The sequence below is a fragment of the Roseospira navarrensis genome (assembly GCF_009601025.1).
GTDB lineage: Bacteria > Pseudomonadota > Alphaproteobacteria > Rhodospirillales > Rhodospirillaceae > Rhodospira > Rhodospira navarrensis.
Window position 1 is genome coordinate 1 of the sequence record NZ_WIVE01000009.1, and the last position, 26117, is coordinate 26117.

Below are 26117 nucleotides of genomic sequence, written 5' to 3' on the forward strand. Positions count from 1 at the left end.
TAACCCCCCCCCCCCCCCATTCCCAATGGTTTGCCTAACCCCCTCCCCAACGGGGGATCCCGGGCTTCGCCCTGACCCCCCCCGGGGGGGGCCCGGGCCCGGGCCCACCCCCCGGGCCCCCCCCCCCCCCGCGGCGGCGAGGCCGGGCGACGGGCCGAACGCGCACCATACGCAGGCCTTGGGGCCCTGGCAAGAGGGCAATCACGCGTGGCGTCGGGTCCGGGTCTGCGGGGCTCGCCCTCTCGGCGCCCCATTGATGACAGGGCGGGAACCTCGTTATGCTGTGGTGCAGCAAAACGGGGCCCGGTCCGCAACAGAGGGCGGGCCGCGCCCCCCCCCCGTTCCCGCCGCCCGCACATCCCATGAGGTGACCGATGGCCGAGGCCCGCCCCCGCGTCTATCTCGCCGGCCCCGAGGTGTTCCACCCCGAGGCCCGCGCCCTGGGGGCCCGTAAGGCGGCGATCTGCGCGTCGGCGGGCCTGGAGGGCGTGTTTCCGCTGGACGGCACGCCGACCGGGGAACCGGACCCGACCCATGAGGGCGGGCTGGCGATCGCCGCCCACTGTCTCGCGACCATGGATGCGTGCGACGCCCTGATCGCCAACATGACCCCGTTCCGGGGTCCGAGTGCCGATGCCGGCACGGCCGTGGAGATGGGCTACATGCGCGGGCGCGGCCGGCCGGTGTTCGCCTACAGCAACACCGCGCTGCCGTACATCCAGCGCGTGGCGGTCGCCCTGGGGGGCGAACTGCCCCGGCGCGAGGACGGCACCCCGGTGGATCCGGAGGACATGGCCGTCGAGCCCTTCGGCCTGGCGGACAACCTGATGCTGGACGGCGTGGTGACCGACTCGGGCGGCGCGGCGCGGGTGGTGGTGCGGGAGACCCAGTTCCTCGCCCGCTGGACCGACATGACGGCGTTCGAGGCGGCGGTGCGGCGGGCGGCCCAGCACCTGCTGGGGGCCCTTAACACGAACGGCGGGTGAGTCATCCTGGCCGGGCTGGCCACGGGCTACAACGCAACGGTTCTCGTCAGATGCCGCTGGTATAAGACCGCCGGCTGACCGGGATCAGAAATCCGTGCAGCGGCCCTTCTGTTCCCAGTCGCGGTAGCGCGTCGGTTCCAGGCCCTTGGGGCCGCCCACCTCCACGGTGTCCGTCGGCGGGGCGCCGTCCTCCAGCGAGGCCCGCCGGATCGCGCGCTTGGCGTGGGCGACATCGCCCCTTGCCGGACCCGGCGGGGTCTCGGGCGTCAGCGGCAGCGGCAGCGAGTCGCCCCATCCGGCGGCGGGGTCCGGGCGGTTTCGGTCGGTCATCAAGCGGAGCCTTTCGTTCTAAGCGGCGACGAAACGGCCGTATCGGTTTCATCGCCTCCGCATCAGGATCGGCACCCGACGGGGCGGATTCAACCCCCCGAGTGGCCCCGCAGGACCGCATCCAGGGCGGCCCCGCCGCGCAGCACGGCCTCGGCCGCCGGGGTATGAGCGCCGTCCGGGCCATGCAGCACAAGCCCGGGGTGCAGGGTCGCCGGGCCGCGCACACCCAGGCGCGCCCGCACGATCACCCGCCGGGCGGGGCGGGGCACGCCGTCCGCGCCGGGACCGGGCCACAGCGGCAGCACCTCAACCGCGCCCGCCCGTCCGGTCAGGGCCGCCAGCAGCGCGTCCAGCCGGTCGGCGCGGTGGATGACCACCAGCCGGCCCTTTGGTCTCAGGCGGTCCAGGCAGGCGCCGATCCAGGCGGCGAGGGGAATGTCGGTGGCGTGCGCCGCCGCGCGCCCCGGGTCCGGGGGCCGTGTGCCGTCCTCCATGTAGGGCGGGTTGGTCAGCACGGCGTCGAAAGGGCGGGCCGTCACCGGGGTCGGCGGGGCCAGCAGGGTGCCCCGGACCATCTCCAGCCGCGCATCCCACCCGTTCAGCGCCGCCGAGCGCGCGGCCAGCGCGGCCGTCTCCGGGTCGGTCTCAAGCCCGGTCACGGCGACATCCGTCCCCGCCCGCGCCAGCAGGCAGAGCGCGGCCGCGCCGGTGCCCGCGCCCGCGTCCAGCACGCGCCGCACGGGACCGGGTCCGTCCAGGGGCACCGCCGCCGCCAGCAGCACCGGGTCCATGGCCACCCGGTAGCCCCGCGCCGGCTGCAACAGGCGCACCCGTCCGTCCAGCAGGCCGCACTCTTCCGGGGTGTCCGGCCGGTCGGGGGCGAGGCTCACGGCTCGGGGTCCTCGCGGGCCTGCTCCAGGACCCAGCGGGCATGGGGCAGCCGGTCCGCCGGCACCCACACCCGGGCGCGGATGGCGCCCACCGCGCCGCCCAGGGCCGCGCTGGTGTGGCGGTCGGTCACGGTGGCCGCGATGTCCTCCTGGCGCAGGCAGGCCAGCAGCCAGGACAGAAACACCGGGTCTTCCACCACCGTCAGTTCCGCCAGTGCGTCCATCGTCAATCGGCTCCCGGCTTTTCACATGAATTCGGAGATGACCCGGACGGATCCGTTTCATCGTCTTCGCCGCCTCGCGGCGCCGGCCCGGTCGGGCCGGTCACACAGTCATCATCGCGACGGCCCGCCAACCCGGTGCGGCGGCCGCGTGCGTCGGGGACGCCATGACCCTTGACCCCGATTGAAGCGCGCACCTATGCTCCGGTCGCCCGCACCGGGGCGTCAAGTCCCGCGTGCCCGTTGGGCCTGTCCGGCCCGCCGCGCCGGGCCCCGGTTCGCCCCGGGCCGCGCGGCCCCCTCTGATCCTTGCCCCTGGTCGCCACAGTGAACGCCTCGACACAGTCCACGCCACCCGACGCTTCTCCCGAGGACGGCCGCAAGGTCGCCTTCGATGCCCTGATGGATCTGGTCGGGGAGGACCTGAAGCAGGTCAACCAGACCATCCTGGACCGCATGCACAGCCCGATCGCGCTGATTCCCCAGCTCGCCGGGCATATCATCGCGGCCGGCGGCAAGCGTCTGCGCCCGCTGCTGACCCTGGCGGCGGCCAAGCTGGTCGGCTACGAGGGCGACCGGCATATTACGCTGGCCGCCTGCATCGAGTTCCTGCACACCGCCACCCTGCTGCATGACGATGTCGTGGACGAAAGCGACAAGCGGCGCGGGCGCGATACGGCGAATGCCATCTGGGGCAACAAGCCGAGCGTGCTGGTGGGGGACTTCCTGTTCGCGCGCTCGTTCGAACTGATGGTGCAGGACGGCTCGCTGGAGGTCATGGGCATCCTGTCCCGGGCGTCGGCGGTGATCTCGGAGGGCGAGATCCACCAGTTGTTGACCGCCAACAACATCGAGACGACGGAAACCGACTATCTGGACGTGGTCGGCGCCAAGACCGCCGCCCTGTTCGCGGCCGCCACCCGCATCGGCGGTGTCGCCGCCGGCCGGCCGGTGGCGGAACTGGACGCGCTGGAAGCCTACGGCCGCAACCTGGGCATCGCGTTCCAGATCGCCGACGACTTCCTGGACTATTCGGCGCGCGAGGCCGAACTGGGCAAGTCCATCGGCGACGACTTCCGCGACGGCAAACTGACCCTGCCGGTCATCCACGCCATCGCCCAGGCGGACGACGAGGAGCGGGCGTTCTGGGCGCGCTGCCTGGAAGAGCAGGACTTCAGCGATCCGGAGGCCGAGGCCGATCTGGCCCACGCCATGACCCTGCTGGCCCGGCACGACGCCCTGAAGGTGACGGTGGCCCGGGCGCATGAATACGCCGAGGCGGCGCGCCGGTCGCTCGACATGTTCCCGGACAGCCGCGTGAAGACCATCCTGAACGAGGTCGCCGACTTCAGCGTGGCCCGCGCGTACTGATCCCGATGGGCGGCGGCCGTGCCGAAAACCACCGTGCCAAGCCGCGCCGCCCCCTTTGCCTGACACCGGCCGACGTAAAGGTTCACCTTTTTTGTCGGCCGGCCGGCCCGACAGGGCCGGCGCCGCGAAGCGGCGGAGGCGATGAACCGGACGAGTCCGGCTCATCGCCGATCAGTATGACGCCCTGTTCGGCGACCGGCATCAATCGCGGAACAGTCCCGCGTAGCTGCGCGCGACGGTTTCCCAGCGGGTGGCGCTCACCTTTTCGGCCCGGCTGGCGGATCCGGGCGGAAAGCGCGCGGTCAACGCCTCCAGGAAGGCGTCGGCGGCGGCTTCGGGCACGGTGCCGGTCAGGTCTTCCGCCGCGCGCAGGGCGTCGGCCGCCTCGTGATCCCTCACCACGCGGTAGCGTTCCGGGAAGGTGCCTGTGGTCTCGTTGAAAACGAACAGGTAGCAGGGCATCACGGGCTCTCCGGGGCGGGCTGGTGGCGACCCTCGGCGTGGCTTTCGGCCAGCCAGACGAAGAAGTCGCGGTCAAAGGCGCTGCTGAAGGCATCACCGACGTCGATGTCGGTGGGGGGGGCGTAGCTCAGGTCCACGTCCAGCGAGTCCCCGCGCCACAGACGGAACACGGACCGCCGCCGCCCCGGCGTCACCGTGCAGCGCACGGAGTCGTCCAGGGGGATCCGCCGGTCATCCAGGAAGAAGACCGGCCCCTGCGCCGTGTCGAACATCCCGGCGAACCCGCCCGGGACGGACACGTAATAGCCCCGATCCAGGCGCGGCGCTTGGCTGCGATCCGTTTCAGCGCCGCCGGGGCCCGTGCGCGGCAGGCGCAGCACACGGGCGTGCACATCGTGGTGGGGCAGCCACAGGGTCTCCGGGGCGCTGACCGGGGGGGCGGCAAGTGTCGGCGGGGCCGCCGGATGCGGGGCGACGAGCCGCACCACCGCCAGGATCGCGGCCATCTGGGCGACCATCAGGCCCACCATGGCGACCACCATCAATCCGGAATAGCGCAGGCCGACCGCCCGGTGCCAGTCCGCCAGGACGTCGAAGGGAAACGTCTCGGTCGCGAACAGGATCAGGTTGACCGGCGCCAGCACCGCGACAAGACCGATCAGCCAGCGGCGGCGCACGGGCCGCGCCGTCATGTCAGGGCGACCCGGTCGCGGGGGGCGCGGCCAGCCGCGCCCGGGCCTCGGAAAGCGCGGCCGGGGACATACGCCGTTCCAGCGCGTCCAGCGGGCCGCGTGCCGGCGTGTGGCCCTGCGCCAGCGCCCGCCGGAGCCACACATACGCCTCGATGGCGTCGTGCGGCTGCCCGGTGCCTTCCAGATGGAGCAGGCCCAGGTTCACCTGGGCCTTCAGGAACCCCTGCTCGGCCGCGCGCCGGTACCACACACGGGCGGCCTCTCGGTCGAGGGCCACGCCCTCGCCGATCTCATGCATGCGGGCGAGGTTGAACTGGGCGCGGGCCACACCCTGTTTGGCGGCGGCCCGGTACCACCGCGCGGCTGCGGTCCGGTCCCGGGGAACGCCGTCGCCGCCGTCGTGCAGCAGGGCGAGATTGAACTGGGCCTGGGCGTCGCCCTGCTCGGCGGCGCGGCGGTACCAGCGGGCGGCGGCGGCGTCATCCTCCGGCACGCCCACGCCGCTGTCGTACATGACCCCCAGATTGAACTGCGCCTGGACGCTGCCGGACTCGGCGGCCTGCTCGAACAACCGGGCGGCCTCGGCGTGGCGGCCTTGCTGATACAGGGTGATGGCCTCGCGCAGGGGGGAGTCCGCGTGGGCCGCAGGGGGGGCCGCGTGAGTCCCGGCGATCAGGCCGAGCCCGACCATCAAAGCGGCGAACGGGCGTCGCCGTGGCAGGGGCCAAGGGGTCTTGGGTCTCCCAAGCCGTCCGATCATCGAAAGGGCTCCTGGTTCCGTGCAGTGACAAGAGGCATCCTATCCCACCCCGCCCGCACGGGAAAACCAGGATGCCGCCGCCGTCCGTACACCGACCCCGTGCCGTTCTCACGGCACCCGCCCGACCCGCGAGATGACCCGCCCCATGACCGACTCTGCCGAAACGCCCGCGACCGGCCGCCTGATCCTGGTGTTGGGCGACCAGCTTTCCCCCGCCGCCGCGGCCTTGCGCGACGGTGATCCCGCCCGCGACCGCGTGCTGATGGCGGAGGTGATGGGCGAGGCCACCTATGTCCGCCATCACAAAAAGAAGATCGCCTTCGTCTTTTCCGCCATGCGGCATTTCGCGGCCGAACTGGCGGCGGCGGGATGGGCCGTGGACTACGTCCCGCTGGATGATCCGGACAGCACGGGCACGCTTGCCGGAGAGGTCGCGCGCGCCCTGGACCGTCACCCGTGCGACCGGGTGGTGGTCACGGAACCGGGCGAATGGCGGGTGCTGGCCGACCTGGCCGCGCTGAGAAATCGTCTGCCCGTGCCCCTGGACCTCTGGGAGGATGACCGATTTCTCTGTCCCCGGGCCGACTTCGCGCATTGGGCCGCCGGACGCCGCCAGATGCGGATGGAGCACTTCTATCAGGACATGCGCCGCCGCACCGGCCTGTTGATGGACGGCGCGGCCCCCGCCGGCGGGCGCTGGAACTACGATAGCGAGAACCGCAAGCCGCCCAGGGCGGGGGTGTCCGCGCCCGGCCCGGCGCGGTTTCCGGTGGACGCCACCACACGGGCGGTGCTCGACCTCGTGGCCGCCCGCTTCCCGGACCACGTCGGCGACCTGGAGCCGTTCCGGTTCGGTGTGACCCGCGCGCAGGCCGAAGAGGCATTCGACCACTTTGTCGAAACCGGCCTGGCCCGCTTCGGCGCCTATCAGGACGCTATGGTGCGGGACGAGCCGTTCCTGTTCCACGCCGTGATCGCGCAGTATCTCAACGTCGGGCTGCTCGATCCGATGGCCGTGTGCCGCCGGGTCGAGGCCGCGTGGCGCGCCGGCGCCGTGCCCCTGAACGCCGCCGAGGGGTTCATCCGCCAGATCATCGGCTGGCGGGAGTACGTGCGCGGGATCTACTGGCTGACCATGCCCGGCTACATCGAGCGCAACCACCTGGGCCACACTGCGCCGCTGCCCGCGTTCTACTGGACCGGCGAGACCGACATGGCCTGCCTGCGCGCCTGCATCACCCAGACGCTGCGGGAGGCCTATGCCCACCACATCCAGCGTCTGATGGTCACGGGCAACTTCGCCATGCTGGCGGGCGTCGATCCCAAGGCGGTGCATGACTGGTATCTGGCGGTGTACGCCGATGCCTACGAGTGGGTGGAACTGCCGAACACGCTCGGCATGAGCCAGTTCGCGGACGGCGGGCTGCTCGGCTCCAAGCCCTACGCGGCCGGCGGCAACTACATCAACCGCATGTCGGACTATTGCAGCGGGTGCCGGTACAAGGTGAAGGACAAGACGGGACCCGACGCCTGCCCGTTCAATGTCCTGTACTGGGATTTCCTGGCCCGGCACCGCGATGCGCTCGGCCGCAATCCCCGGCTGGGGCCGGTGTACCGGACCTGGGACCGGATGGACGAGGACCACCGGCAGGCCGTGCGCCGGGATGCGGGGGTGTTCCTGGAGCGATTGCACGGGCCGAAGCGGTGCTGACCCGTGCCGGTCACTCCGGCAGGAACAGGCGCTGGGGCAGGCCGTAGGCGTCGCGCCAGCCGACCCAATGCACGTCCGTGGGGCCGATGACGTGGTCCACGAGACGCCAGCCGTCGGGGGTGCGCGCGACCAGCCCCATGACCACGTCGCTCATGGCATCGGCGCGCCAAGCCTCGGCGTACGGGGTGCGGGTCCAGTCCACCGCCCGGCCGCCGGGGCGCTGCGGCGTGCCCTGGAAGAAGGCCCAACGGCCATCGGTGCGCAGCACGTTCACCACGAACAGGACCCGACCGCCGAGGGCGGCCTCCACGGCCGGCCGCAGGGCATTCAGGATGGCCTTGCGGTCTGGGTCGCCCACCTGCGGGGTCCGGATGGCATCGCGGGCGTGGCCGGGGGGCGCGGCGGCGAGCGCCAGGAGCACGGGAACCAGCGGCAGGGCGAGGCGGGCACGGGCAGGAACGCGGGGCATCGGGGTGTCTCCGGAGGGGAAAAGAACCAGACACCCCCAGTCTGCCTCGGGGGATCGGGTCATGTCCCGCCCTTTCCCGCACGGTTTTTCCAACGGCATCTGACGATGCTTGGTGTAGCCCGTGGCCGGCCCGCTCCCCCACCCGGCCACCCAATACGAGGATCCTGTGGGTGGCCGGGTGGGGGAGCGGGCCGGTGCCGCTGGTCTTACAACCGGATCGGCCCCCATACCCGCGCGGGCTCGGCCATGGCGGCCCGGCCCGCCAGCAGCGCGAGCTCGCGCCCCCCGGTGGGAACCGTCGCCTCCAGCACGGCGAACAGGCCCGACACGGCGGCGCTCAGGGCCACCTGGGGGCGGGGATCCAGAAGCCAGTGATGCAGGAACAGGGCGGCCAGCAGATCGCCCGCGCCGTTCGGCGCCTGGGGAAAGCGCAGCCGGGGCGAGGCCACCACCCAGGCCGCGCCGCCGGCCGTCACCAGGCAGCGGGCCGCCGACGGTTCCGGTCCGTCCGGCGCGTCCACGCTGGTCACGACCACCACCGGCGGCCCGAGTGCCGACAGCGTCCTGGCGGCCTCCACGGTCGCGGCCAGATCGGGGCAGGGGCGGCCGGTCAGCACCTCCAGCTCGAAGCGGTTGGGGGTGGCGATGGTGGCCCGGGGAATCAGCAGCCGCCGCATGGCCTCGGGAATCGCGTCGTCCACGTAGAGCCCCGGGCCCGTGTCGCCCATCACCGGGTCGCACAGGTAGGGCAGGGCGGCGCGGTCCGCGCGGGCCGCGTCCACCACCTCGGCCACCGCCTCCGCCGTCCCGGGCTGGCCCAGATAGCCCGACAGCACGGCCTCGCGCGCCGGCCACGCCGCATGATCCGCCAGCCCGCGCAGGCAGGCCGCCACCAGATCGGGGGGGACCGCGCCGCCCTGGAACGCGCCGTGGCCGGGGTGATTGGAAAACAGGACGGTGTGCACGGGCCAGACATCGCGGCCCAGGAACTGGAGCGCGGGCACGGCGACAGCGTTGCCCACGTGCCCGGCGGAGACGTGGCTCTGGATCGACAGGACGGCCATGAGGCGAGAGAATTCCGGTTCGGAAACGGTGGCGGGTGCGGCGGGGCGGCGGTTTGCGCTGCGGTACGCAGCTTGCCACGTCCCGGCGTTCATTTATAGTGTGCCGCCCCGCGTCCCCGGTCACGCCCTGGGTGATGCCGGGTCCCGTCAGGACAGGAACGAACCGGAGGAATTCCATCATGGCTGCTCCCGCCCGTCCCCGCCGCAGCGTGCTCTACATGCCCGGGTCGAACACCCGTGCGCTGGAGAAGGCGAAGACGCTCGCCGCCGACGGCCTGATCCTGGACCTGGAAGATGCCGTCGCCCCCGACGCCAAGGTGGAGGCCCGCGCCAATGTGGTCGCCGCCGCCGCCAGCGGGGGCTATGGCAAGCGAGAGGTGCTGATCCGCACCAACGGGCTGAACACCCCGTGGGGCTATGCCGACATCGAGGCCGCCGCGAGCAGCGGCTGTGACGGCGTGCTGCTGCCCAAGGTGGAAAGCGCCGACACCGTCCGGCAGGTCGAGGCCATCCTGGAGGCCAAGGGCGCGCCCGAGACGACGCTGATCTGGTGCATGATGGAAACCCCGCTGGGCATGCTGCACGCGGCGGAGATCGCCGGCGCCTCGCCCCGGCTGGGCGGCTTCGTCATGGGCACGTCCGATCTGGCCAAGGATCTGCACTGCCATCACACGCCGATGCGCCTGCCCATGGTCACCTCGCTGGGTCTGTGCCTGCTGGCCGCCCGCGCCCATGGGCTGGCCATCCTGGATGGCGTGTACCTGGACCTGAACGACGCCGAGGGCTTCGCCGCCGCCTGTCGCCAGGGCCTGGAGATGGGCTTCGACGGCAAGACGCTGATCCACCCCAAGACCGTGGCCGCCGCCAACGACGCCTTCGCGCCGAGCGCGGACGAGGTGGCCTGGTCGCGCCGCATCATCGAGGCCCACGCCGAGGCCGAGAAGGCGGGGCAGGGCGTCGTGGTCGTGGACGGCAAGCTGGTCGAGAACCTGCACGTGGTGAACGCGCGCCGGCTGGTCGCGCTCGCCGATGCCATTGCGGCGCTTGAGGCCGATCTGGCCGCCGCGCAGGGCTGACCCCCGCCGGCCCCGCCGGCCCGTCGTCCGCTTCGTCCTATTATCCGCCCCCATGGCCATCCCCTTGGCCGTCCAGGAGAGTCCCGATGACCGCGAGTCCCCACTCGAAGACCAACCCCGGGAACTATTTCGAGGATTTCCACCTCGATCAGGAGATCGTCCATTCGACCCCGCGCACGGTCACCGAGGGCGACCAGGCGCTTTACATCGCGCTGTACGGGTCGCGCTTTCCGCTGCATTGCTCGGCGGAAATGGCCATGGACCTGGGCTATGACGACATGCCGCTGGAGGACATGCTGGTCTTCCACATGGTGTTCGGCAAGAGCGTCCCCGACATCTCGCTGAACGCCATCGCCAACCTGGGCTATGCGGAATGCGTCTTCGGTGTGCCCGTGTACGCCGGCGACACGCTGCGGGCCACGTCGCGCGTGATCGGCCTGAAGGAGAACTCCAACCGCAAGGCGGGCGTGGTCTACGTCCGCACCACAGGCGTGAACCAGGACGACGAGGTGGTGGTGGACTATGTGCGCTGGGTCATGGTGCGCAAGCGCCATCCCGGCGACGACAGCACCCCCCTCAATCCGCCGGAGATCCCGGAGCTGACCGACGTGGTGCCGGCCGCCGACCTGATCGTGCCCGACGGACTGGACCTGAACGACTACGACCCCGAACTGGTCGGACAGGAACATCTGTGGGAGGACTATGCGGTCGGTGAGCGAATCGACCACCATGGCGGCATGACCCTGGAGGACGCCGAGCACCAGATGGCGACGCGCCTGTACCAGAACACCGCCAAGGTCCACTTCAACCACATGTTCCAGGCCCAGGGCCCGATGGGCCGCCGTCTGATCTATGGCGGGCACATCATCAGTCTGGCCCGGGCGATGAGCTTCAACGGCATGGCCAACGGCTTCCGCGTGGCGGCCATCAACGCCGGCGCGCATGTGAACGGGTGCTTCGCGGGCGACACCATCCAGGCCTGGACCGAGGTGCTGGACAAGATGGAGCTGCCCGACCGCGCCGATGTGGGCGCGCTGCGCCTGCGCACGGTGGCCGTGAAGGACCGGGAGTGCGGGGACTTCCCGTACAAGGACGAGGACGGCCGGTACCAGGACGGCGTGGTGCTGGACCTGGACTACACCGTGCTGATGCCCCGGCGCGTGTAGCCGGGGGCGCGCGCCCTCCTGGAGGACGGGTTCGCCCCGAAGGCGGACCCCGCCAGGGGAGGTGCCGTACGCGGCGGTTCCATCCGGGTGGCGTCGCCGCGCGCTACTGCGCGGGCGGGGCCATCATGGGGTCGGCCGGGCGTTCGGTGAACGCCACCTCGATCTGCACGGCGTCGGGCAGCCGGTTGCGAAGGGTGATGCGGAACGGTGCCGTCTCGCCCGGTGGCAGCGCGTCCACGGGCGGCGGTGCGGTCATCTGCTGAACCATCGCGCCGGCCTCGTCGTTCAGCGTCAGACGCAGGCCCGGCACGGGCCGTTCGACCTCGCTGATATTGTTGATGAACCCGCGCACCACCAGGATCTCGTCGTCATCGACCATCTCGCGGGTGGGCACCACGTTCTCGAACTCCAGGCCGAGGCCCGGGCGGGTGAGCGGAATGCCGAGCGCGGTGTAGACCGGCTCGGCCGCGGGCACCACGCCCACGACGGTGTCGCGCAGGAAATAAAGCCCACCCAGCGCGCCGGCCACGACCACCACGCCCACCATCAGCCAGGAGGCCCAGGCCGGCGGACGGCGGCGGCCGCGCGCCTGATCGCCCAGGCGGCCGCGCAGCACGCCGGGCAAATCGTCGTCGCCGAACGTGTCGCGGTCGTCGGATGTCCGGTCGCTGCGGCCCGTGCGCTCCTTCTCCTGGGATTCCAGGCGGGCCAGGATGTCGTCGAAATCGAAGTCGTCACTGTCGTCGGCGGCCGATCCGGCTGCATCGCGGCCCGAGCCGTCCGGCCAGACATCGCGACCACGCCCCTCCGGCGGTTCGCTGGTCATGGGGGGCACGTCGTCCTCGGCCTCATCGACCGGGGGCGGCGGCGCCATGCCCAGATGCTCGGACAGCGGCCCATGATCGCCGGGCGGCGGCTCGGCGGGTGGGGCGGCGTCCGTGGCCGGGGTGGGCGGCGGGGTTTCGGTTCCGGGCGCCGGGTGCTGGTGCCACTTGTGACCGCACCGCGCGCACTTCAGCGTGCGCCCGGTTTGGCCGAGGGCCCGGTCCGGCACGGAAAAACGGGTTCCGCAGTTGGGGCAGGGAATTTTCATGCGGCAATCGGTTGGCGGCTAAAGCTATGATCGTTATAGAACTTGGCGAGAACAGGCACAAGCGACCGGGCGTGAAATCCGACAGTCTCCGCGGGGGAATGGGGCCGGCGGGACCACCCGGGCGCCACCGGGACGCAGGCAGGGCGGGGCCATGATGCGCGAGGCGGACGACGAAGGGCCGGAGGACGGTCTCGGCAGCGGCGGGGACGGCGCCGCCGTCGTGCGGTTCGATCAGGTCGGGTTGCGGTATGATCTGGGGCCGGAAATCTTTCGCGATATTGCGTTCACGCTGGACGCGGGCTCGTTCCACTTCCTGACCGGCAGTTCCGGCGCCGGCAAGTCTTCGTTGCTCGGGCTGTGTTATCTGGCGCTGCGGCCGACTCGCGGTGCGGTCACCCTGTTCGGCCGCGACGTGACCCGCGCTCCGCGTACCGTGCTGCCGCGCCTGCGCCGCCGCATGGGCGTCGTCTTCCAGGACTTTCGCTTGATCAATCACCTGTCCGCCATGGACAATGTGGCCCTGCCGCTGCGGGTGGCCGGGGTGCCCGAGTCCGACATCCGCCATCACGTCCCCGAACTGCTGGCCTGGGTCGGGCTGGCCGACCACCTGGATGCGCGGCCGCCGACTCTGTCGGGCGGCCAGAAGCAGCGGGTGGCGATCGCGCGGGCCGTCATCAACCGGCCGGACCTGCTGCTGGCGGACGAGCCGACCGGGAACGTGGACGACCGCATCGCCACGCGCCTGCTGCACCTGTTCGAGGAACTGAACAAGATGGGCACCACGGTCCTGATCGCCACCCACAACGAGCAGCTTGTGCGCCGGTTTCCCCATCCGCGCCTGCACCTGGACGCGGGCGGGCTGACCTGCCTGCCGCCGCTGCCGGCCACCGATCCCGCGCCCGCCGCCGCCGCCGGTCCGCAACGGCCGCGCGCCGGTCAGCGGCCCGTCTGAGCCCCACCCCGTCCGCGCCGAGTCCGGTCCGCCATCATGCACACCGACCTTCCCCTTGCCCGCGACCGATCCAGCACCCTGGTGACGGTGCTGGTCGCCGTGATGGTGTTCCTGGCCGTGCTGGCGGCGGCGGGGGGGCTGGCGCTGGACAACGTGCTGGACCGCTGGACCCGCGACGTGGCCGGTAACCTGACGGCGCAGATTCCACCCGTGCCCGGCCTGGGCGAGACCGCCAAGGCCGCGACCGACGAGCGGGTGGCGCGCGCCCTGGACGTGCTGCGCGCGCAGCCGGGGGTGGCGTCCGTGCGGGCGCTGAGCGGCGAGGAACTGACCGCCCTGATCGAGCCGTGGATCGGCGCCGGCGAGGTCCTGGAGGACCTGCCCATGCCGCGCCTGATCGACATCGTGATGCGCCCCGATGCGGTGCCGGAGGTCGATCCGGCGGCCATGGGCGAGGCTCTGCGTGCGGCGGTTCCCGGGGCCACCCTGGACGAGCACCGCCTGTGGCTGTCCCGCCTGCTGGACCTGGGCCAGGCCGTCGGGCTGCTGGGCCTGACCGTGGTGCTGGTGATCGGGGCCGCGACCGCCGTGGCGGTGATCCATGCCACGCACGCCGGACTGGCGACCCATCGCCCGGTGATCGAGATCCTGCACATGATCGGCGCGCAGGACGACTACATCGCGCGGCAGTTCGCCGCCCACGCGCTGTTGCAGGGGTTGAAAGGCGGGGCCGGGGGTTTCATGCTGGCCCTGCCGGTCCTGGCCGGGATCGGGGTGCTGGTCGGCCGCATGAAGGGCGGCCTGGTTCCGTCCGTCGGACTGACGGTGGTGGACTGGATCCTGCTGACCACGCTGCCCTTCGCGGCCGCGGGCCTGGCCATGGTGACGGCCCGTCTCACGGTGCTGCGCACCCTGGCCCGTATGCCGTGACCGTGCACAGGACGGACGAGCCCGTGCCCAGAGACCTCTCGCCCCGCGCCATGACCCGCAGGGTCCTGATCGTGCTGATCGTCCCGGTGGCCCTGGGCGTGGGGCTGCTGGCCGGCCTGATCTGGTATGCCGCCGACATTCCGGTGGCGTCTTCGGCCGAGGACAGCCGCCGCGTCGATGCCATCGTGGTGCTGACCGGCGGCAGCGAACGGCTGCTGGAGGGCATCGACCTGCTGAAGCGCGACCTGGGGGCCGTGCTGTTCATCAGCGGCGTGCCGTCCCTGGTGGAGCCGGAACACCTGTGGCAGGCTCTGGGCATCACCCCGGCCCCCGAGGTCGCCGCCCGCGTCGTGCTCGGCCACGCCGCCGCCGACACCCAGGGCAATGCGCTGGAAACGCGGGCCTGGGTGCGCGCCAACGGCATCCGCAGCCTGCGCTTGGTCACGGCCGCCTATCACATGCGGCGGGCGCTGCTGGAGTTCCGCGCCCTGATGCCCGAGATCACCATGATCCCGCATCCGGTCTATCCCCCGCACGTCAAGCAGGAGGAGTGGTGGCGCTTCCCCGGCACCGCCGGCCTGCTGGCGCGCGAGTACGCCAAGTATCTGGTGGCGCTGGCCCGGGTGGCGCTGGGGCTGCCGCCGGCCGACCTGCCGGAGGAGCCGCCGCCCGGGCTGCCCACGCACGCCCCTCTCGCCGCCGACCCGTCCGTCCCGGAGCCGACATGACCGTCCTGCGATCCCTGCTGTTCAACATCCTCTACGTGACCTGGACCCTGCTGCTGGGGATCCTCTATCTGCCCCTGCTGGCGGCGCCGCCGCGCGCCGTCCAGAGGGCCTGCAAGATCTGGCTGGCGGGCCTGCGCGGCATGGCCCGGGTGATCGCGGGCGTGCACTACCGGATCGAGGGGCGCGAGCACCTGCCGGCCCACGGCCCCGTGATCGTGGCCGCCAAGCACCAGAGCGCCTTCGATACCTTCCTGTTTCACGGGCTGCTGGACGATCCGGTCTATATCCTCAAACGGGAGCTGTTCCGCATTCCCTTCGTCGGGTGGTACATGCGGGCCGGCGGCATGATCGGGATCGACCGCGCCGCCGGGGCCCAGGCGCTGCGGGGCATGCTGCACGCCTGCGAGACGGCGCTGGCGGAGGGGCGACAGATCGTGATCTTCCCCGAGGGCACCCGCACCGCGCCCGGCGACAGCCGCCCGTATCATCCGGGCGTTGCCGCCCTCTACGCCCGTTTTCCGGACGTGCCGGTGGTGCCGGTGGCGCTGAACTCCGGCCTGCTGTGGGGCCGGCGGGCATTCCGCAAGGATCCGGGCACCGTGACCCTGCGCATGCTGCCGCCGGTGGAGCGCGGCCTTGATCGCCGGGCGTTTCTGAACACGCTGCACACCCGCATCGAAGAGGCCGTGGCCGCGCTGCCGCCTCCGGAACGGGAGTAAGCGGGTGGGTCCGACCCACCCGTTCAGGGAGGGATAGGCCTGTGGATAAGTCTGTGGATGCCGGCCGCCGACTCGCCGGCGTTCGGTCAGGCGGTTGGAACGAACCAGGAACATTGCTTGACGCATCGCGTCAGGGGTCGTACATCTTCTCCGCGTCTGCGCGCGGGCGCGATGACCAGACTTGGCCCCGCGATGCCGTCGCCCCCCGACACTCAGAGGACGCATTGCCGTGACGGAGCCCGTCTCGCCGCCCATGGCGCCGATCGCCCACCAGATCTGGGACATGAAGTACCGGCTCAAGACGCCGGCGGGCGAGCCTGTGGATAAATCGGTGGCGGATACGTTGGACCGCGTCGCCCGGGCGCTGGCCGCCGTCGAAGCGGACCCGGAGACCTGGCGGCAGCGGTTCCGCGCCGCCCTGGAGGACTTCAAGGTGCTGCCGGCGGGCCGCATCCTCGCCGGGGCCGGCACCGACCGCAAGGTGACCCTGTTCAACTGCTTCGTCATGGGCACCGTCCCGGACGACATGGGCGGCATCTTCGATCACCTGCGCGAAGCCGCGCTGACCATGCAGCAGGGCGGGGGCATCGGCTACGACTTCTCCACCCTGCGGCCGAAGGGCGCGCCTGTTCACGGGGTGGGCGCCGATGCCTCCGGCCCGCTGTCGTTCATGGATGTGTGGGACTCCATGTGCCGCACCATCATGAGCGCGGGCTCGCGGCGCGGCGCCATGATGGCCACCCTGCGGTGCGACCATCCGGATATCGAGGCCTTCATCGAGGCCAAGCGCGAGCCCGGGCGGCTGCGCATGTTCAACCTGTCGGTGCTGGCCACCGACGCCTTCATGGCGGCCGTGGAGGCCGATGCGGCCTGGGATCTGGTGTTCGACGGCGTGGTGCACCGCACCGTGCGCGCCCGCGACCTGTGGGATCGCATCATGCGGTCCACCTATGACTACGCCGAGCCGGGCGTCATCTTCATCGACCGCATCAACCGCAGCAACAATCTGTGGTACTGCGAGGAGATTTATGCAACCAATCCATGTGGTGAACAGCCGTTGCCCCCGTATGGCACCTGCCTGCTGGGCTCGGTGAACCTGGCCCGGCTGGTGCGCGATCCGTTCACGGCGGAGGCCCGCCTGGACCTGGACGCGCTGGCTGACGTCACCGCGACCGCCGTGCGCCTGCTCGACAACGTCATCGACGTCTCGCGCTATCCCCTGCCGGAGCAGCGCCGCGAGGCGGAGACCAAGCGCCGCATCGGCCTGGGCATCACCGGGCTGGCCGATGCGCTGATCCTGTGCGGGGCGCGCTACGGCTCGGATGCGGCGGTGGCCCTCACTCATGACTGGCTGGGGACGCTGCGCCGCGCGGCCTATGCGGCGTCCATTGATCTGGCGCGCGAGAAGGGGCCGTTCCCGCTGTTCGACCGCGACAAATATCTGGAGGGCGAGACCATCCAGGCCCTGGACGCGGACCTGCGCGCCGGGATCGCCGAATACGGCATCCGCAACGCGCTGGTCACCTCGGTCGCACCCACCGGCACCATCTCGCTGTTCGCCGACAACATCTCGTCGGGCCTGGAGCCGGTGTTCAGCTTCGCCTACACCCGCGCCGTGCTGCAGACCGACGGCAGCCGCCGGGAGGAGACCGTCTCGGACTACGCTTGGCGGTTGTTCCGCGTGATGAAGGGCGAGGACGCCCCACTGCCCGACGCCTTCGTGGATGCCCAGGCGCTCAGTCCGCGCGATCATCTGGTGATGCAGGCGACCGTCCAGCGGTACATCGACAGCGCCGTGTCCAAGACCATCAACGTGCCCGAGGACCTGCCGTTCGCGGCCTTCAAGGACGTCTACTGGCAGGCGTGGCAGAGCGGCTGCAAGGGCTGCACCACCTATCGGCCGAACCCGGTGACCGGCGCTGTGCTGACGGTCTCCGCGCCGTCGGTGTCGCCCGAGGCGCCGGCGCCGGAGGGCACGCCTGCGCCCGAACTGCCGCCCGAGGTGGCCGCGGATCCGGGCGACGATCTGGCCACCACCGCCGGCCCCGGCCTGACGGAGACCCGCGACCCGGCGGCGCGTCGGTCCGGCGAGGGCCGGGTGGTCCATCTGACCCGGCCACTCGACCGGCCGGAGGTGCTGCCCGGCCGGACCTACAAGGTCCGTTGGCCGGAGAGCGACCACGCCATCTACATCACCGTCAACGATGTGGTTGGCCCGGAAGGCCGCCGCCGCCCGTTCGAGGTGTTCATCAATTCCAAGAACATGGAGCATTACGCCTGGACGGTGGCCCTGACCCGCATGATCTCGGCCGTGTTCCGGCGCGGCGGGGATGTCCGCTTCGTGGTCGAGGAGCTGAAGGCCGTGTTCGACCCGCGCGGCGGCCAGTGGATGGGCGGGCGCTACGTGCCGTCGCTGCTGGCGGCCATCGGCGGCGTGATCGAACAGCACATGATCGAGACCGGGTTCCTGGGCGAGTCCGAGGACATCGCGACGGACCCATGGAGTGTGCAGGCCATGGAGGGCGACGGCGGTCCGGTGGTCGAGCCGACATCGCGTCCGGCGGGGATGCGGTTCTGTCCGAAATGCGGTCAGCCCACCCTGATCCGCCAGGAAGGCTGCGACACCTGCACGAGCTGCGGCCATTCCCGCTGCGGGTAGGGGACAGGTGCGGGCAGCATCCCGGCCATGGGCCATCATGGAGAAATCGGCGTCATCCTGACGAAGCGAAGCGACGGAAGGATCTCGGGCCGGAGTGTGAATGCTCTGGCCCGATGTCCCCGGCCCATCGAGATCCTTCGCAGCTTTCAGCGGCTCAGGACGACGCGAAAGGCGACGGCCAGGGCGCCTGCGTCGGAGGTCCCGCCTGCGGGGTCGACAAGACCCGCGTGCCAGAGAGTCCCCGCACACACGAACCCCCCGGCGCGGCGGGCGCACCGGGGGGTGTCGTTTTGGCCCGAACGGTCGGATCGGTCTATTGCGCCGGAGACGCCGTCCCCGCACCGCCGGTGATGTCGCCGAAGTAGCGGAAGAAGTCGCTGTCCGGCGACAGCACCATGGAGGTTTCGCCGTCGGACAGGGCGTTCCGATAGGCTTCCATCGAGCGATAGAACCGGAAGAACGACTCGTCGCGGCCGAACGCGTCGGCGTAGATGCGGATGGCCTCGGCGTCGCCCTGACCGCGGATCGCCTGGGATCGGTTCTGCGCCTCGGCGACGATCACGGTCTTCTCGCGATCGGCGCGCGCCCGGATCTGCTGGGCCAGCTCGCGGCCCTGGGCGCGGGCCTCGCGGGCCTCGCGTTCACGCTCCGAGCGCATCCGCTCGAAGATGGCCTGGCTGGTCTGCGTGGGCAGGTCGGCGCGCCGGATGCGGACGTCGGTCACCGCGATGCCCAGATCGCGGGCCTCGGCATCCACCTGCAGGCGGATCCGGTTCATGAGATCCGTGCGTTCCTCGGACAGAAGCTGGCTGAGGTTCACGTTACCCAGCACGCGGCGCAGGGCGGAGATGATGATGTCCGACAGGCGGGACCGCGCGTTGTTTTCGAACGTCACCGCCTGATAGAAGCGCACCGGATCCTCGATCTGCCACCGCGTGTACGTGTCCACCACGACGCGCTTCTGGTCGGCGAGGATCACCTCTTCGCCGGGCGGGTTCAGGCCCATGATGCGCTTTTCGTAAAAGACCACGTTCTGGACGAACGGAATCTTCACGTTCAGGCCGGGTTCCTTGATGACGCGGCGCGGGTCGCCGAACTGCATCACGATGGCCTGTTCGGTCTGATGCACGATGAACAGCGCGTTGGCGGCCACGAAGGCGCCGAGGGCGAGCACGGCCACAAGGCCGACGAGCAGATACTTTTTCATCGGGCGGCCTCCCCGTCCGTCGGGGCCATCAGGCTGCTGGCCGAGGGCGTGTTGCGGCCCCCGCCACCGGGCGTGGTCCCGGTCCCGTTCTGCCGCATGCGGTTCTGAAGCTCCGGCAGGGGCAGATAGGGCACGACGCCGCTGCCGCCTTCCGTGCCGATGATGACCTTGTTCACGCTGCCAAGCACCTGTTCCATGGTCTCCAGATAGATTCGCTCGGTGGTGACGGTCTTGTCCACGCTGTAGGCCTGATAGACCGAGTCGAAGCGGGCGGCGTCACCCTCGGCGCGGTTGACGATCTCTTCCTTGTAGGCTTCGGCCTGCTGCAGAAGCTGCTCGGCCTCGCCGCGCGCCTCGGGGATGATCGAGTTGCGGTAGGCTTCGGCCTCGTTGCGGAGCCGCTCGCGGTCGGCGCGGGCCCGCTGCACGTCGTTGAACGCGTCCACCACCTCACCGGGCGGGTCCACCTTCAGAAGCTGCACACGCACGACGCGGATGCCCGCCGCGTATTCGTTCATCAGGCTCTGCAGCGTTTCCTTGGTGTCTTCCTCGACCGTCTGGCGGCCCTCGGTCAGGGCGACCTGAATCGGGGTCTGGCCGATCACCTCGCGCATGGCGCTTTCCGCGGCCAACTGCACGGCTTCTTCGGGATCGCGCAGGTTGAAGAGGTAGTCCCCCGCCTCGTCGATCACCCACACCACCGAGAAGTCGATGTCGATGATGTTCTCGTCGCCGGTCAGCATCAGGCTTTCCTCGACCACGTCGCGGCGCGCGTCGGGATTGTTGCCGATCTGGCGAAAGCCGATCACGACCCGATTCTCGCGCGTGACCTTCGGCGTCAGCGCGGTCTCGATCGGGTACGGCCAGTGATAGTGCAGGCCCGGCTGCGTGGTGTACACGTACTCGCCGAAGCGCATGACCACGCCCTGCTCGTCCGTCTGCACCCGGTAGAACCCGGTCAGACCCCATAGCGCCACCAGAACCAGAATGCCCAGGCCCACGGCCTTGGGGCCGAGATTCTTGGGCATCAGGCCGCGCAGGCGCTCCTGGCCCTGCCGCAGCATCTCTTCCAGGTCCGGGGGCGGGTTCCGGGGACCGCCGCCCGAGGACCCGCCGCCGGTGCCGCGACCCCAGGGGCCGTTGCCCCCGCCGCCGCCGTTGCCGCCGCCGCCCCAGGGACCGCCGCCACCGCCGCCTTGCGGATTCCATGCCATTGACGATTATCCTTCCGCTTCCATGTTCCAGGCCTGAGGGTACGCACCCGGGCCACCGGCACACCCCGATTCCATCGGGATACCCTTAAAGCTGGCCCCGGTATAGGACACCTGGGCCGTTGCGGCAACGTCGCGCCCGGGGCCGGAGGGGTCGCAGCGCGGGTCCGGGGGCGCGTCGGTCGACGCCTCCGGGATATCGGACAGACGCAAGGAGTTTTCAAGCATGGCCACCGTAAGCCGGGACGACGTGATCGCCACCCTGAGCCGTCTCTCCGACCCGGAGACCGGCCGCGACCCCGTCGCGCTCGGATGGGTGCAGGGTGTGGCGGTCAAGGATGGCCACGTCACCGCCGCGCTGGAGGTCCCGCCGGAGCGTGGTCCCGCCCTGGAGCCGCTGCGCAAGGCGGCCGAAGCGGCGGTGCACGCCATGCCGGGGGTGCTGACCGCGACCATCGTGCTGACCGCCCAGCGCGCCCAGGGCAGCCAGCCCGGACCCGCCGGCCAGCCGCGCCAGGGCACCGCCGGCCGCGCCCAGTCCATCGCACCCCCGGGGGTGCGGCACATCATCGCCGTGGCCTCGGGCAAGGGCGGCGTGGGCAAGTCCACCACCGCCGCCAATCTGGCCCTGGCCCTGGCCGCGCGCGGCCAGCGGGTCGGGGTGTTCGACGCCGACATCTACGGCCCGTCCATGCCCCGCATGCTCGGTCTGGCCGGGCAGCGCCCGACGCTGGCCGATGACCGCATCCAGCCGCTCGAGTCGATGGGGCTGAAGGTCATGTCCATCGGCTTCATGATGAACGAGGAAGACCCGGTGGTCTGGCGCGGTCCCATGGTGATGGGCGCGCTGGAGCAGATGTTGCGCGACGTGGACTGGGGCGAGCTGGACGTGATGGTCGTGGACATGCCCCCGGGCACCGGCGACACCCAGTTGACCATGAGCCAGCGCGTGCCGCTGGCCGGGGCGGTGATCGTCTCCACGCCGCAGGACATCGCCCTGCTGGATGCCCGCAAGGGGCTGAACATGTTCCGCAAGGTGGATGTGCCGGTGCTCGGCATCGTCGAGAACATGAGCTACTACGTCTGCCCCAACTGCGGCCACCGCGAGGAGGTGTTCGCCCACGGCGGCGCGGAAAAGACGGCGGCACAGATGGGCTGCCCGTTCCTGGGCGCGATCCCGCTCGACATCGCCATTCGCGTGAACGCGGACGCCGGCACGCCGATCGTGGTGACGGACCCCGAGGGCGCGCACGCCAGGGCGTATCTGGCGATCGCCGACAGCATCCTGGCGCAGATCGACTCGGGCGCCCGTCCGGCCGCCCCAAAAATTCGGTTTACGTGACGTCCCCGACCATCTCCATCAGGCGGGCCGCGTTGCGGGGCGCGTGCCCGTCCTGATCGTTGTCGAAGAACACGTAGACGTCCTTTCCCTCGTCCCGCCAGGCGCGGGCCTGCGCGGCCCAGCCTCCCAGGGCCTCGTCGTCGTAGGACCCCTCGTAGGCTTTGCCCGGGCCGTGCAGGCGGACATAGGCGAAATCGGCGGTGGTCTTGACCGGCGAGGTCCGGCCGTCGATGTCGTAGACGGCGAACGCGGCAGAGTGGCGGGCCAGAACCGCGTCGATCTCGTCGGAGAACCAGCTTTCGTCGCGCGCCTCGACGGCGCACCGCAGGTCGTCCGGCACGGCCGCCAGCAGGGCGTCGAGGCGCTCAGGATTCGCGCGCCAGTTCGGCGGCAACTGGAACAGCAGCGGCCCCAAACGGTCGCCCAGCGACCGTGCGGCGTCCAGGAACCGGGCCAGGCTGTCCGCCGGGTCCTTCAGCTTCTTCATGTGGGTGATGTAGCGGCTGGCCTTGCAGGCGAACACGAACCCGTCCGGAGTCTGCGCCCGCCAGGACGCCAGCGTGTCCGGCGACGGCAGGGCGTAAAAGGTATTGTTGACCTCCACCGCCGGGAACCGGCCGGCGTACTGCGCCAGCCGGTCGGCGGGGCGGGTGCTCTCCGGATAGAACGGCCCGACCCAGTGGTCGTAGTGCCACCCGGAGGTTCCGATCAGGATGCGGGCCATGATCGAAGGTCCTCAGGCGACAAGTTGGCCCAGCGCGGCTTGCTGGTTGGCCTTGGCCCGGTCCAGGAACGCCGCCCGTGCCGCCCCGGCGTTGGCGTTGTCGCCCGCCCAGGTCTTCAGCGCGGCCTGTTGCAGCGCCCGGCCGTAGGAGAAGCTGAGCGGCCACGGCGCGCCCTCCAGCCGTGCCCGCCGGTTGATGGCATCCAGGTTGATGGTGGCCTGCTCGTCATCCTGGCCGCCGGACAGGAACACGATCCCCGGGACGGCCGCCGGCACGGTGCGGCGGAAACAGGCCAGGGTGCGTTCCGCCACGGTGTCCGGATCGGCCTGATCGGCGGCGTCCTTGCCGGAGATCACCATGTTCGGCTTGAGAAGCATCCCCTCCGGCCGCACGCCCTGGATGCGCAGGTCCTCGAACACCGCATGCTGCACGGCTTCGGTGGCCGAGAAACAGGCCGCGATGTCGTGGCCGCCGTCCATCAGCACTTCCGGCTCGACGATGGGCACCAAGCCGTTTTCCTGAGCCAGCGCGGCATAGCGCGCCAGAGCATGTGCGTTCACGTGGATGCTGCGCGCACTGGGCCGACCGTCGCCGATGCTGTAGACCGCGCGCCACTTGGCGAAGCGCGCCCCCAGGGCGGCGTATTCCTTGAACCGATCGCGCAGGCCGTCCAGACCCTCGGTCACGGTCTCGCCGCCGTCGGGCTCGGGCGCAAGCGGCTTGGCCCCCGTGTCCACCTTGATGCCGGGGATCATGCCCGCGTCCTCGATCAGACGCACCAGCGGGGTGCCGTCCGGGGCGGCCTGCCGGATGGTCTCGTCGTACAGGATCACGCCGCTGACATGCGCGCCGATGCCCGGCGTGCCCACCAGCATGTGGCGGTAGTCGCGGCGGCTGGTCTCCGTGGACTCCACGCCCACGGCGTCGAAGCGCTTGCGGATCGAGCCGGTGCTCTCGTCCGCCGCCAGCAGGCCCTTGCCGTCGGCGACCAGGGCGGTGGCGGTTTCGTGCAGTCGTGCGATGTCCAAGGGAGCCTCCCGTTCGGTGTCGTCTTCGGCGGATGGGGTCCCGCCCAGGGCGGGTGGGGCGGGGCGTTCCTTCACATCACCCGTCCGATGCCGGGGTGACATCGCCGTACACAAACGGCGTGGTCCCCACAACCATAGTGCGCGGGTAGGCGAAGGTCACCACCTCGTCGTCCCGCGCGACCGTGCCGGCCGTCCAGGGCAGGGCGTACATCGCCTGGGTCTGCGTCAGGTCCACCACGTAGGCAGTCAGGTCCCCGGCCGGATTGAACATCAGATCATCCACCGCGCCGGTGCCGTCCGCCAGGGTCACGCGCAGGTCCAGCAGCTCGCGGGCGGTCCAATCCATGGGCTCGGGGGCGGCGTCCGTCACCATCTCAAGACGGCTGGCGACCGCCTCGGTGTCCAGGCCCAGCTCCACCGAGCCGGTGGCGGGATTGATGTCCGCTTGGGTCCAGGGGACCTCGAACCAGCCCAGCGCGCCGTCCGTCCTGGCGGCGCGCACGACGATGGTCTCGATCAGGCCCGTGGTGCCGATGGTGGCGTCGTGGACGATGCCCACGGCATCGCCGTCGCGGCTCAGCACGGTGCCGCCCAGAATGCCGGACATGCGCCAGTCGCTGTACAGCGGCGTCGTGTCCCAGGTCTCCAGGCCCTTGGCGGGCGGGGACAACGCGGCGCCCCCATCGGAGGCGGCCGGCGCCGGGCCGGTCAGCGCGAGGGGCCCGGCGGCCAGGGCCAGGGCGAAGGCGGCGGGGGTGCGGATCATGCGGGTCATGAGTCACTCTCCCGTGTGGTGCGAACAGGGACGCCACGGGCACGCCCAAGGGTGTCGGCGCGCCGCCGTGGCGATGGGCTTGCCCAGGAAACTCATGACCCGGGGGGCGGGTTCCAGCCCCGCCCGCCCCGTCAGCGCGGCGCCGTCTCGCCTTTCGTGACGCCCGGCCCGTGCCGGTGCAGCAGATAGGCGGCGTGGCTGGTGTGCGGCACGGCGACGAACCCCTGCTTCACCTCCATGTCCGGGGCGGGCGCGACCAGCAGCCGCCAGACGCCCATGAGCAGGATCAGGACGCCGGTTCCTCCGATGAAGGCGAACAGGCCGGTCGGCCCCAGCGATCCCATCAGCACGCTGGCGGCGAAGGGGCCGAACACCGAGCCGAATCCGTAGATCAGGATCAGGCCGCTGGCCACGGCGATCAGGTCGTTGCGCTCGATCTGGTCGTTGGCGTGGGCCACGCAGAGCGAGTACACGGGCATCAGGGTGCCCCCCAGCAGGAACGACAGCCCCAGCAGACTCCACAGCGGCGCTTCGGGCCCCATCACCGTCATCCCGGCCGACACGGCGACCGAGGCGGCCGCCGCGGCCAGGGCCACAAGGCGGCGGTCCACACGGTCCGACAGCCATCCGAAGGGCCATTGCAGCGCCAGCGCGCCCAGCAGCATGAGACCGATGAGGGCGGCAATGCCGGCCTCGCTCAGGCCGATGCGCTGGCCGAAGGTCGGGGCCATGCCGAAGAACGCGCTGGCGGCCAGTCCCGTCAGGCCGGACCCGAACAGGGCGAAGGGCGAAATCCGGTAGAGCTGGGACAGCTTGGGCCGGTCGGCCGTGACGACGCCGGGAACGCCGGCCCGGCTGAGCGTGATCGGCACCAGCGACAGCGACAGGCACACCGAGACCAAGCAGAACAGCACGAACCCGCCGGGCGACGCCATCAGCAGCATGGGTTGGCTGGCGGCCCAGCCCGCGTAGAAGACGATCATGTACATGGCCAGGATGTGGCCGCGCTGGTCCCGGCCGGTGGCGCCGTTGAGCCATGTCTCTATGACGATCAGCAGGCCGGCATAGCTGGCGCCGTGCAGCGCGCGCAGAACCATCCAGACGGGCGGCGAGACGACGATCACGAACACCAACGACAGGGCCGATGCGATGGACGCCAGCGCGGCATAGGCGCGGATGTGGCCGACCGACTCGATCAGTCGGGGCGCGACCACCGTACCGATGGCGAACCCCGCGAAATACGCCGACATGATGAGGCCGATGGTGGTGTCGGACATGTTCTCCAGGCCGGCGCGCACGCCCACAAGGGTCGCCTGCAGCCCGTTGCCCGCGAGCAGCAGAGCCACCCCGGCCAGCAGCGCCCGGATCTGCCAGACGCGCAGGCCGCCCGGGTCCTCAGCCCGGGAGGTGTCAACGTGCGGTGTGTGCTCGGCGGTGGTGGATGCGGATGCGGTCACGGGCGGGCCTCGGTGCAATGTGCAGACGGAGCCGGTCCCACAGGACAAGGGCCGGCGCGCGTGCGAGTGAAACGCGCTTCGACCGATCCGGTT

At 71.0% G+C, this 26117-nt stretch carries 26 protein-coding genes; 11 read left to right on the forward strand and 15 right to left on the reverse strand.

Annotated elements, in window-relative coordinates; translation table 11 throughout:
* The first annotated feature begins 374 nt into the window (after positions 1–374).
* Positions 375–986: a nucleoside 2-deoxyribosyltransferase gene (locus GHC57_RS04610; RefSeq protein ID WP_153341667.1), complete on the forward strand. Its 612-nt coding sequence runs from the start codon at positions 375–377 to the stop codon at positions 984–986.
* Positions 987–1070: 84 nt separating this feature from the next.
* Here the strand turns inward: GHC57_RS04610 and GHC57_RS04615 are convergent, their stop codons facing one another.
* The 3 genes from GHC57_RS04615 to GHC57_RS04625 form a co-directional block, all read right to left on the reverse strand.
* The gene (locus GHC57_RS04615; protein WP_153341669.1) at positions 1071–1316 is read right to left on the reverse strand and encodes a succinate dehydrogenase assembly factor 4; all 246 of its coding nucleotides are present in this window, start codon (positions 1314–1316) and stop codon (positions 1071–1073) included.
* Positions 1317–1405: 89 nt separating this feature from the next.
* Positions 1406–2206, reverse strand: a complete 801-nt coding sequence (locus GHC57_RS04620; protein WP_343031106.1) for a tRNA1(Val) (adenine(37)-N6)-methyltransferase — start codon at positions 2204–2206, stop codon at positions 1406–1408.
* Positions 2203–2430 carry a putative signal transducing protein gene (locus GHC57_RS04625; protein ID WP_153341671.1) on the reverse strand — a complete coding sequence of 76 codons (228 nt, stop codon included), beginning with the start codon at positions 2428–2430 and terminating at the stop codon, positions 2203–2205. The genes GHC57_RS04620 and GHC57_RS04625 overlap by 4 nt, the downstream gene beginning before the upstream one ends.
* Before the next feature lie 399 nt (positions 2431–2829).
* Between GHC57_RS04625 and GHC57_RS04630 the strand changes: the two genes are divergently transcribed.
* On the forward strand, positions 2830–3798 hold the full coding sequence (locus GHC57_RS04630) for a polyprenyl synthetase family protein (RefSeq protein ID WP_153341823.1): 969 nt from the start codon (positions 2830–2832) through the stop codon (positions 3796–3798).
* Positions 3799–3999: 201 nt separating this feature from the next.
* Here the strand turns inward: GHC57_RS04630 and GHC57_RS04635 are convergent, their stop codons facing one another.
* From GHC57_RS04635 to GHC57_RS04645, 3 genes are read right to left on the reverse strand one after another with little or no spacing between them, the layout of a single operon-like run.
* Entirely contained in the window at positions 4000–4260 is a 261-nt protein-coding gene (locus GHC57_RS04635) for a hypothetical protein (protein ID WP_153341673.1), read from the reverse strand.
* On the reverse strand, positions 4260–4952 hold the full coding sequence (locus GHC57_RS04640; protein ID WP_153341675.1) for a hypothetical protein: 693 nt from the start codon (positions 4950–4952) through the stop codon (positions 4260–4262). The genes GHC57_RS04635 and GHC57_RS04640 overlap by 1 nt, the downstream gene beginning before the upstream one ends.
* A gap of 1 nt (position 4953) precedes the next feature.
* Positions 4954–5712, reverse strand: a complete 759-nt coding sequence (locus GHC57_RS04645; protein ID WP_153341677.1) for a tetratricopeptide repeat protein — start codon at positions 5710–5712, stop codon at positions 4954–4956.
* Positions 5713–5857: 145 nt separating this feature from the next.
* Here GHC57_RS04645 and GHC57_RS04650 point away from each other — a divergent pair, with 145 nt between their 5' ends.
* Positions 5858–7423: a cryptochrome/photolyase family protein gene (locus GHC57_RS04650; RefSeq protein ID WP_153341679.1), complete on the forward strand. Its 1566-nt coding sequence runs from the start codon at positions 5858–5860 to the stop codon at positions 7421–7423.
* 10 nt (positions 7424–7433) lie between these two features.
* Here the strand turns inward: GHC57_RS04650 and GHC57_RS04655 are convergent, their stop codons facing one another.
* A complete protein-coding gene (locus tag GHC57_RS04655) occupies positions 7434–7892 on the reverse strand; it encodes a hypothetical protein (RefSeq protein WP_153341681.1) in 459 nt (152 codons plus the stop codon).
* 206 nt (positions 7893–8098) lie between these two features.
* Positions 8099–8956, reverse strand: coding sequence for a pyridoxal kinase (gene pdxY, locus GHC57_RS04660; protein ID WP_153341683.1), 858 nt, complete (start codon positions 8954–8956; stop codon positions 8099–8101).
* Positions 8957–9135: 179 nt separating this feature from the next.
* Between pdxY and GHC57_RS04665 the strand changes: the two genes are divergently transcribed.
* Positions 9136–10032, forward strand: coding sequence for an HpcH/HpaI aldolase/citrate lyase family protein (locus GHC57_RS04665; RefSeq protein ID WP_153341685.1), 897 nt, complete (start codon positions 9136–9138; stop codon positions 10030–10032).
* A gap of 86 nt (positions 10033–10118) precedes the next feature.
* Entirely contained in the window at positions 10119–11198 is a 1080-nt protein-coding gene (locus GHC57_RS04670) for a MaoC family dehydratase (RefSeq protein ID WP_153341687.1), read from the forward strand.
* 103 nt (positions 11199–11301) lie between these two features.
* Here the strand turns inward: GHC57_RS04670 and GHC57_RS20220 are convergent, their stop codons facing one another.
* Positions 11302–12291 carry a DUF3426 domain-containing protein gene (locus tag GHC57_RS20220; protein WP_153341689.1) on the reverse strand — a complete coding sequence of 330 codons (990 nt, stop codon included), beginning with the start codon at positions 12289–12291 and terminating at the stop codon, positions 11302–11304.
* A 151-nt stretch (positions 12292–12442) separates the two neighbouring features.
* Between GHC57_RS20220 and ftsE the strand changes: the two genes are divergently transcribed.
* From ftsE to GHC57_RS04700, 5 genes are all read left to right on the forward strand, one after another.
* Complete coding sequence (gene ftsE / locus GHC57_RS04680) at positions 12443–13243, forward strand: cell division ATP-binding protein FtsE (protein ID WP_170294684.1); 801 nt, start codon at positions 12443–12445, stop codon at positions 13241–13243.
* Positions 13244–13279: 36 nt separating this feature from the next.
* On the forward strand, positions 13280–14173 hold the full coding sequence (locus GHC57_RS04685; RefSeq protein ID WP_153341691.1) for a cell division protein FtsX: 894 nt from the start codon (positions 13280–13282) through the stop codon (positions 14171–14173).
* A gap of 23 nt (positions 14174–14196) precedes the next feature.
* A complete protein-coding gene (locus tag GHC57_RS04690; RefSeq protein WP_153341693.1) occupies positions 14197–14901 on the forward strand; it encodes an ElyC/SanA/YdcF family protein in 705 nt (234 codons plus the stop codon).
* On the forward strand, positions 14898–15620 hold the full coding sequence (locus GHC57_RS04695; RefSeq protein ID WP_153341695.1) for a lysophospholipid acyltransferase family protein: 723 nt from the start codon (positions 14898–14900) through the stop codon (positions 15618–15620). The genes GHC57_RS04690 and GHC57_RS04695 overlap by 4 nt, the downstream gene beginning before the upstream one ends.
* Positions 15621–15873: 253 nt before the next feature.
* On the forward strand, positions 15874–18279 hold the full coding sequence (locus GHC57_RS04700; protein ID WP_153341826.1) for an adenosylcobalamin-dependent ribonucleoside-diphosphate reductase: 2406 nt from the start codon (positions 15874–15876) through the stop codon (positions 18277–18279).
* Positions 18280–18592: 313 nt separating this feature from the next.
* On the opposite strand, the gene hflC is transcribed toward GHC57_RS04700, so the two are convergent.
* Positions 18593–19486 carry a protease modulator HflC gene (gene hflC / locus GHC57_RS04705; protein ID WP_153341697.1) on the reverse strand — a complete coding sequence of 298 codons (894 nt, stop codon included), beginning with the start codon at positions 19484–19486 and terminating at the stop codon, positions 18593–18595.
* The gene (hflK, locus tag GHC57_RS04710) at positions 19483–20700 is read right to left on the reverse strand and encodes an FtsH protease activity modulator HflK (RefSeq protein WP_153341699.1); all 1218 of its coding nucleotides are present in this window, start codon (positions 20698–20700) and stop codon (positions 19483–19485) included. The genes hflC and hflK overlap by 4 nt, the downstream gene beginning before the upstream one ends.
* A gap of 223 nt (positions 20701–20923) precedes the next feature.
* Between hflK and apbC the strand changes: the two genes are divergently transcribed.
* A complete protein-coding gene (apbC, locus tag GHC57_RS04715) occupies positions 20924–22039 on the forward strand; it encodes an iron-sulfur cluster carrier protein ApbC (RefSeq protein WP_153341701.1) in 1116 nt (371 codons plus the stop codon).
* Here apbC and GHC57_RS04720 read toward each other — a convergent pair.
* The 4 genes from GHC57_RS04720 to GHC57_RS04735 all read right to left on the reverse strand — a co-directional run bounded on the left by GHC57_RS04720 (position 22032) and on the right by GHC57_RS04735 (position 26024).
* Positions 22032–22763 (reverse strand): DUF72 domain-containing protein, encoded by a 732-nt coding sequence (locus GHC57_RS04720; protein ID WP_153341703.1) that lies wholly within the window; start codon positions 22761–22763, stop codon positions 22032–22034. The genes apbC and GHC57_RS04720 overlap by 8 nt on opposite strands.
* Before the next feature lie 12 nt (positions 22764–22775).
* A complete protein-coding gene (locus tag GHC57_RS04725) occupies positions 22776–23792 on the reverse strand; it encodes a class I fructose-bisphosphate aldolase (protein ID WP_211369119.1) in 1017 nt (338 codons plus the stop codon).
* Between the two features lie 76 nt (positions 23793–23868).
* Positions 23869–24567, reverse strand: coding sequence for a hypothetical protein (locus GHC57_RS04730; protein ID WP_153341707.1), 699 nt, complete (start codon positions 24565–24567; stop codon positions 23869–23871).
* A 131-nt stretch (positions 24568–24698) separates the two neighbouring features.
* A complete protein-coding gene (locus GHC57_RS04735; protein ID WP_170294685.1) occupies positions 24699–26024 on the reverse strand; it encodes an MFS transporter in 1326 nt (441 codons plus the stop codon).
* Between the last annotated feature and the right edge of the window lie 93 nt (positions 26025–26117).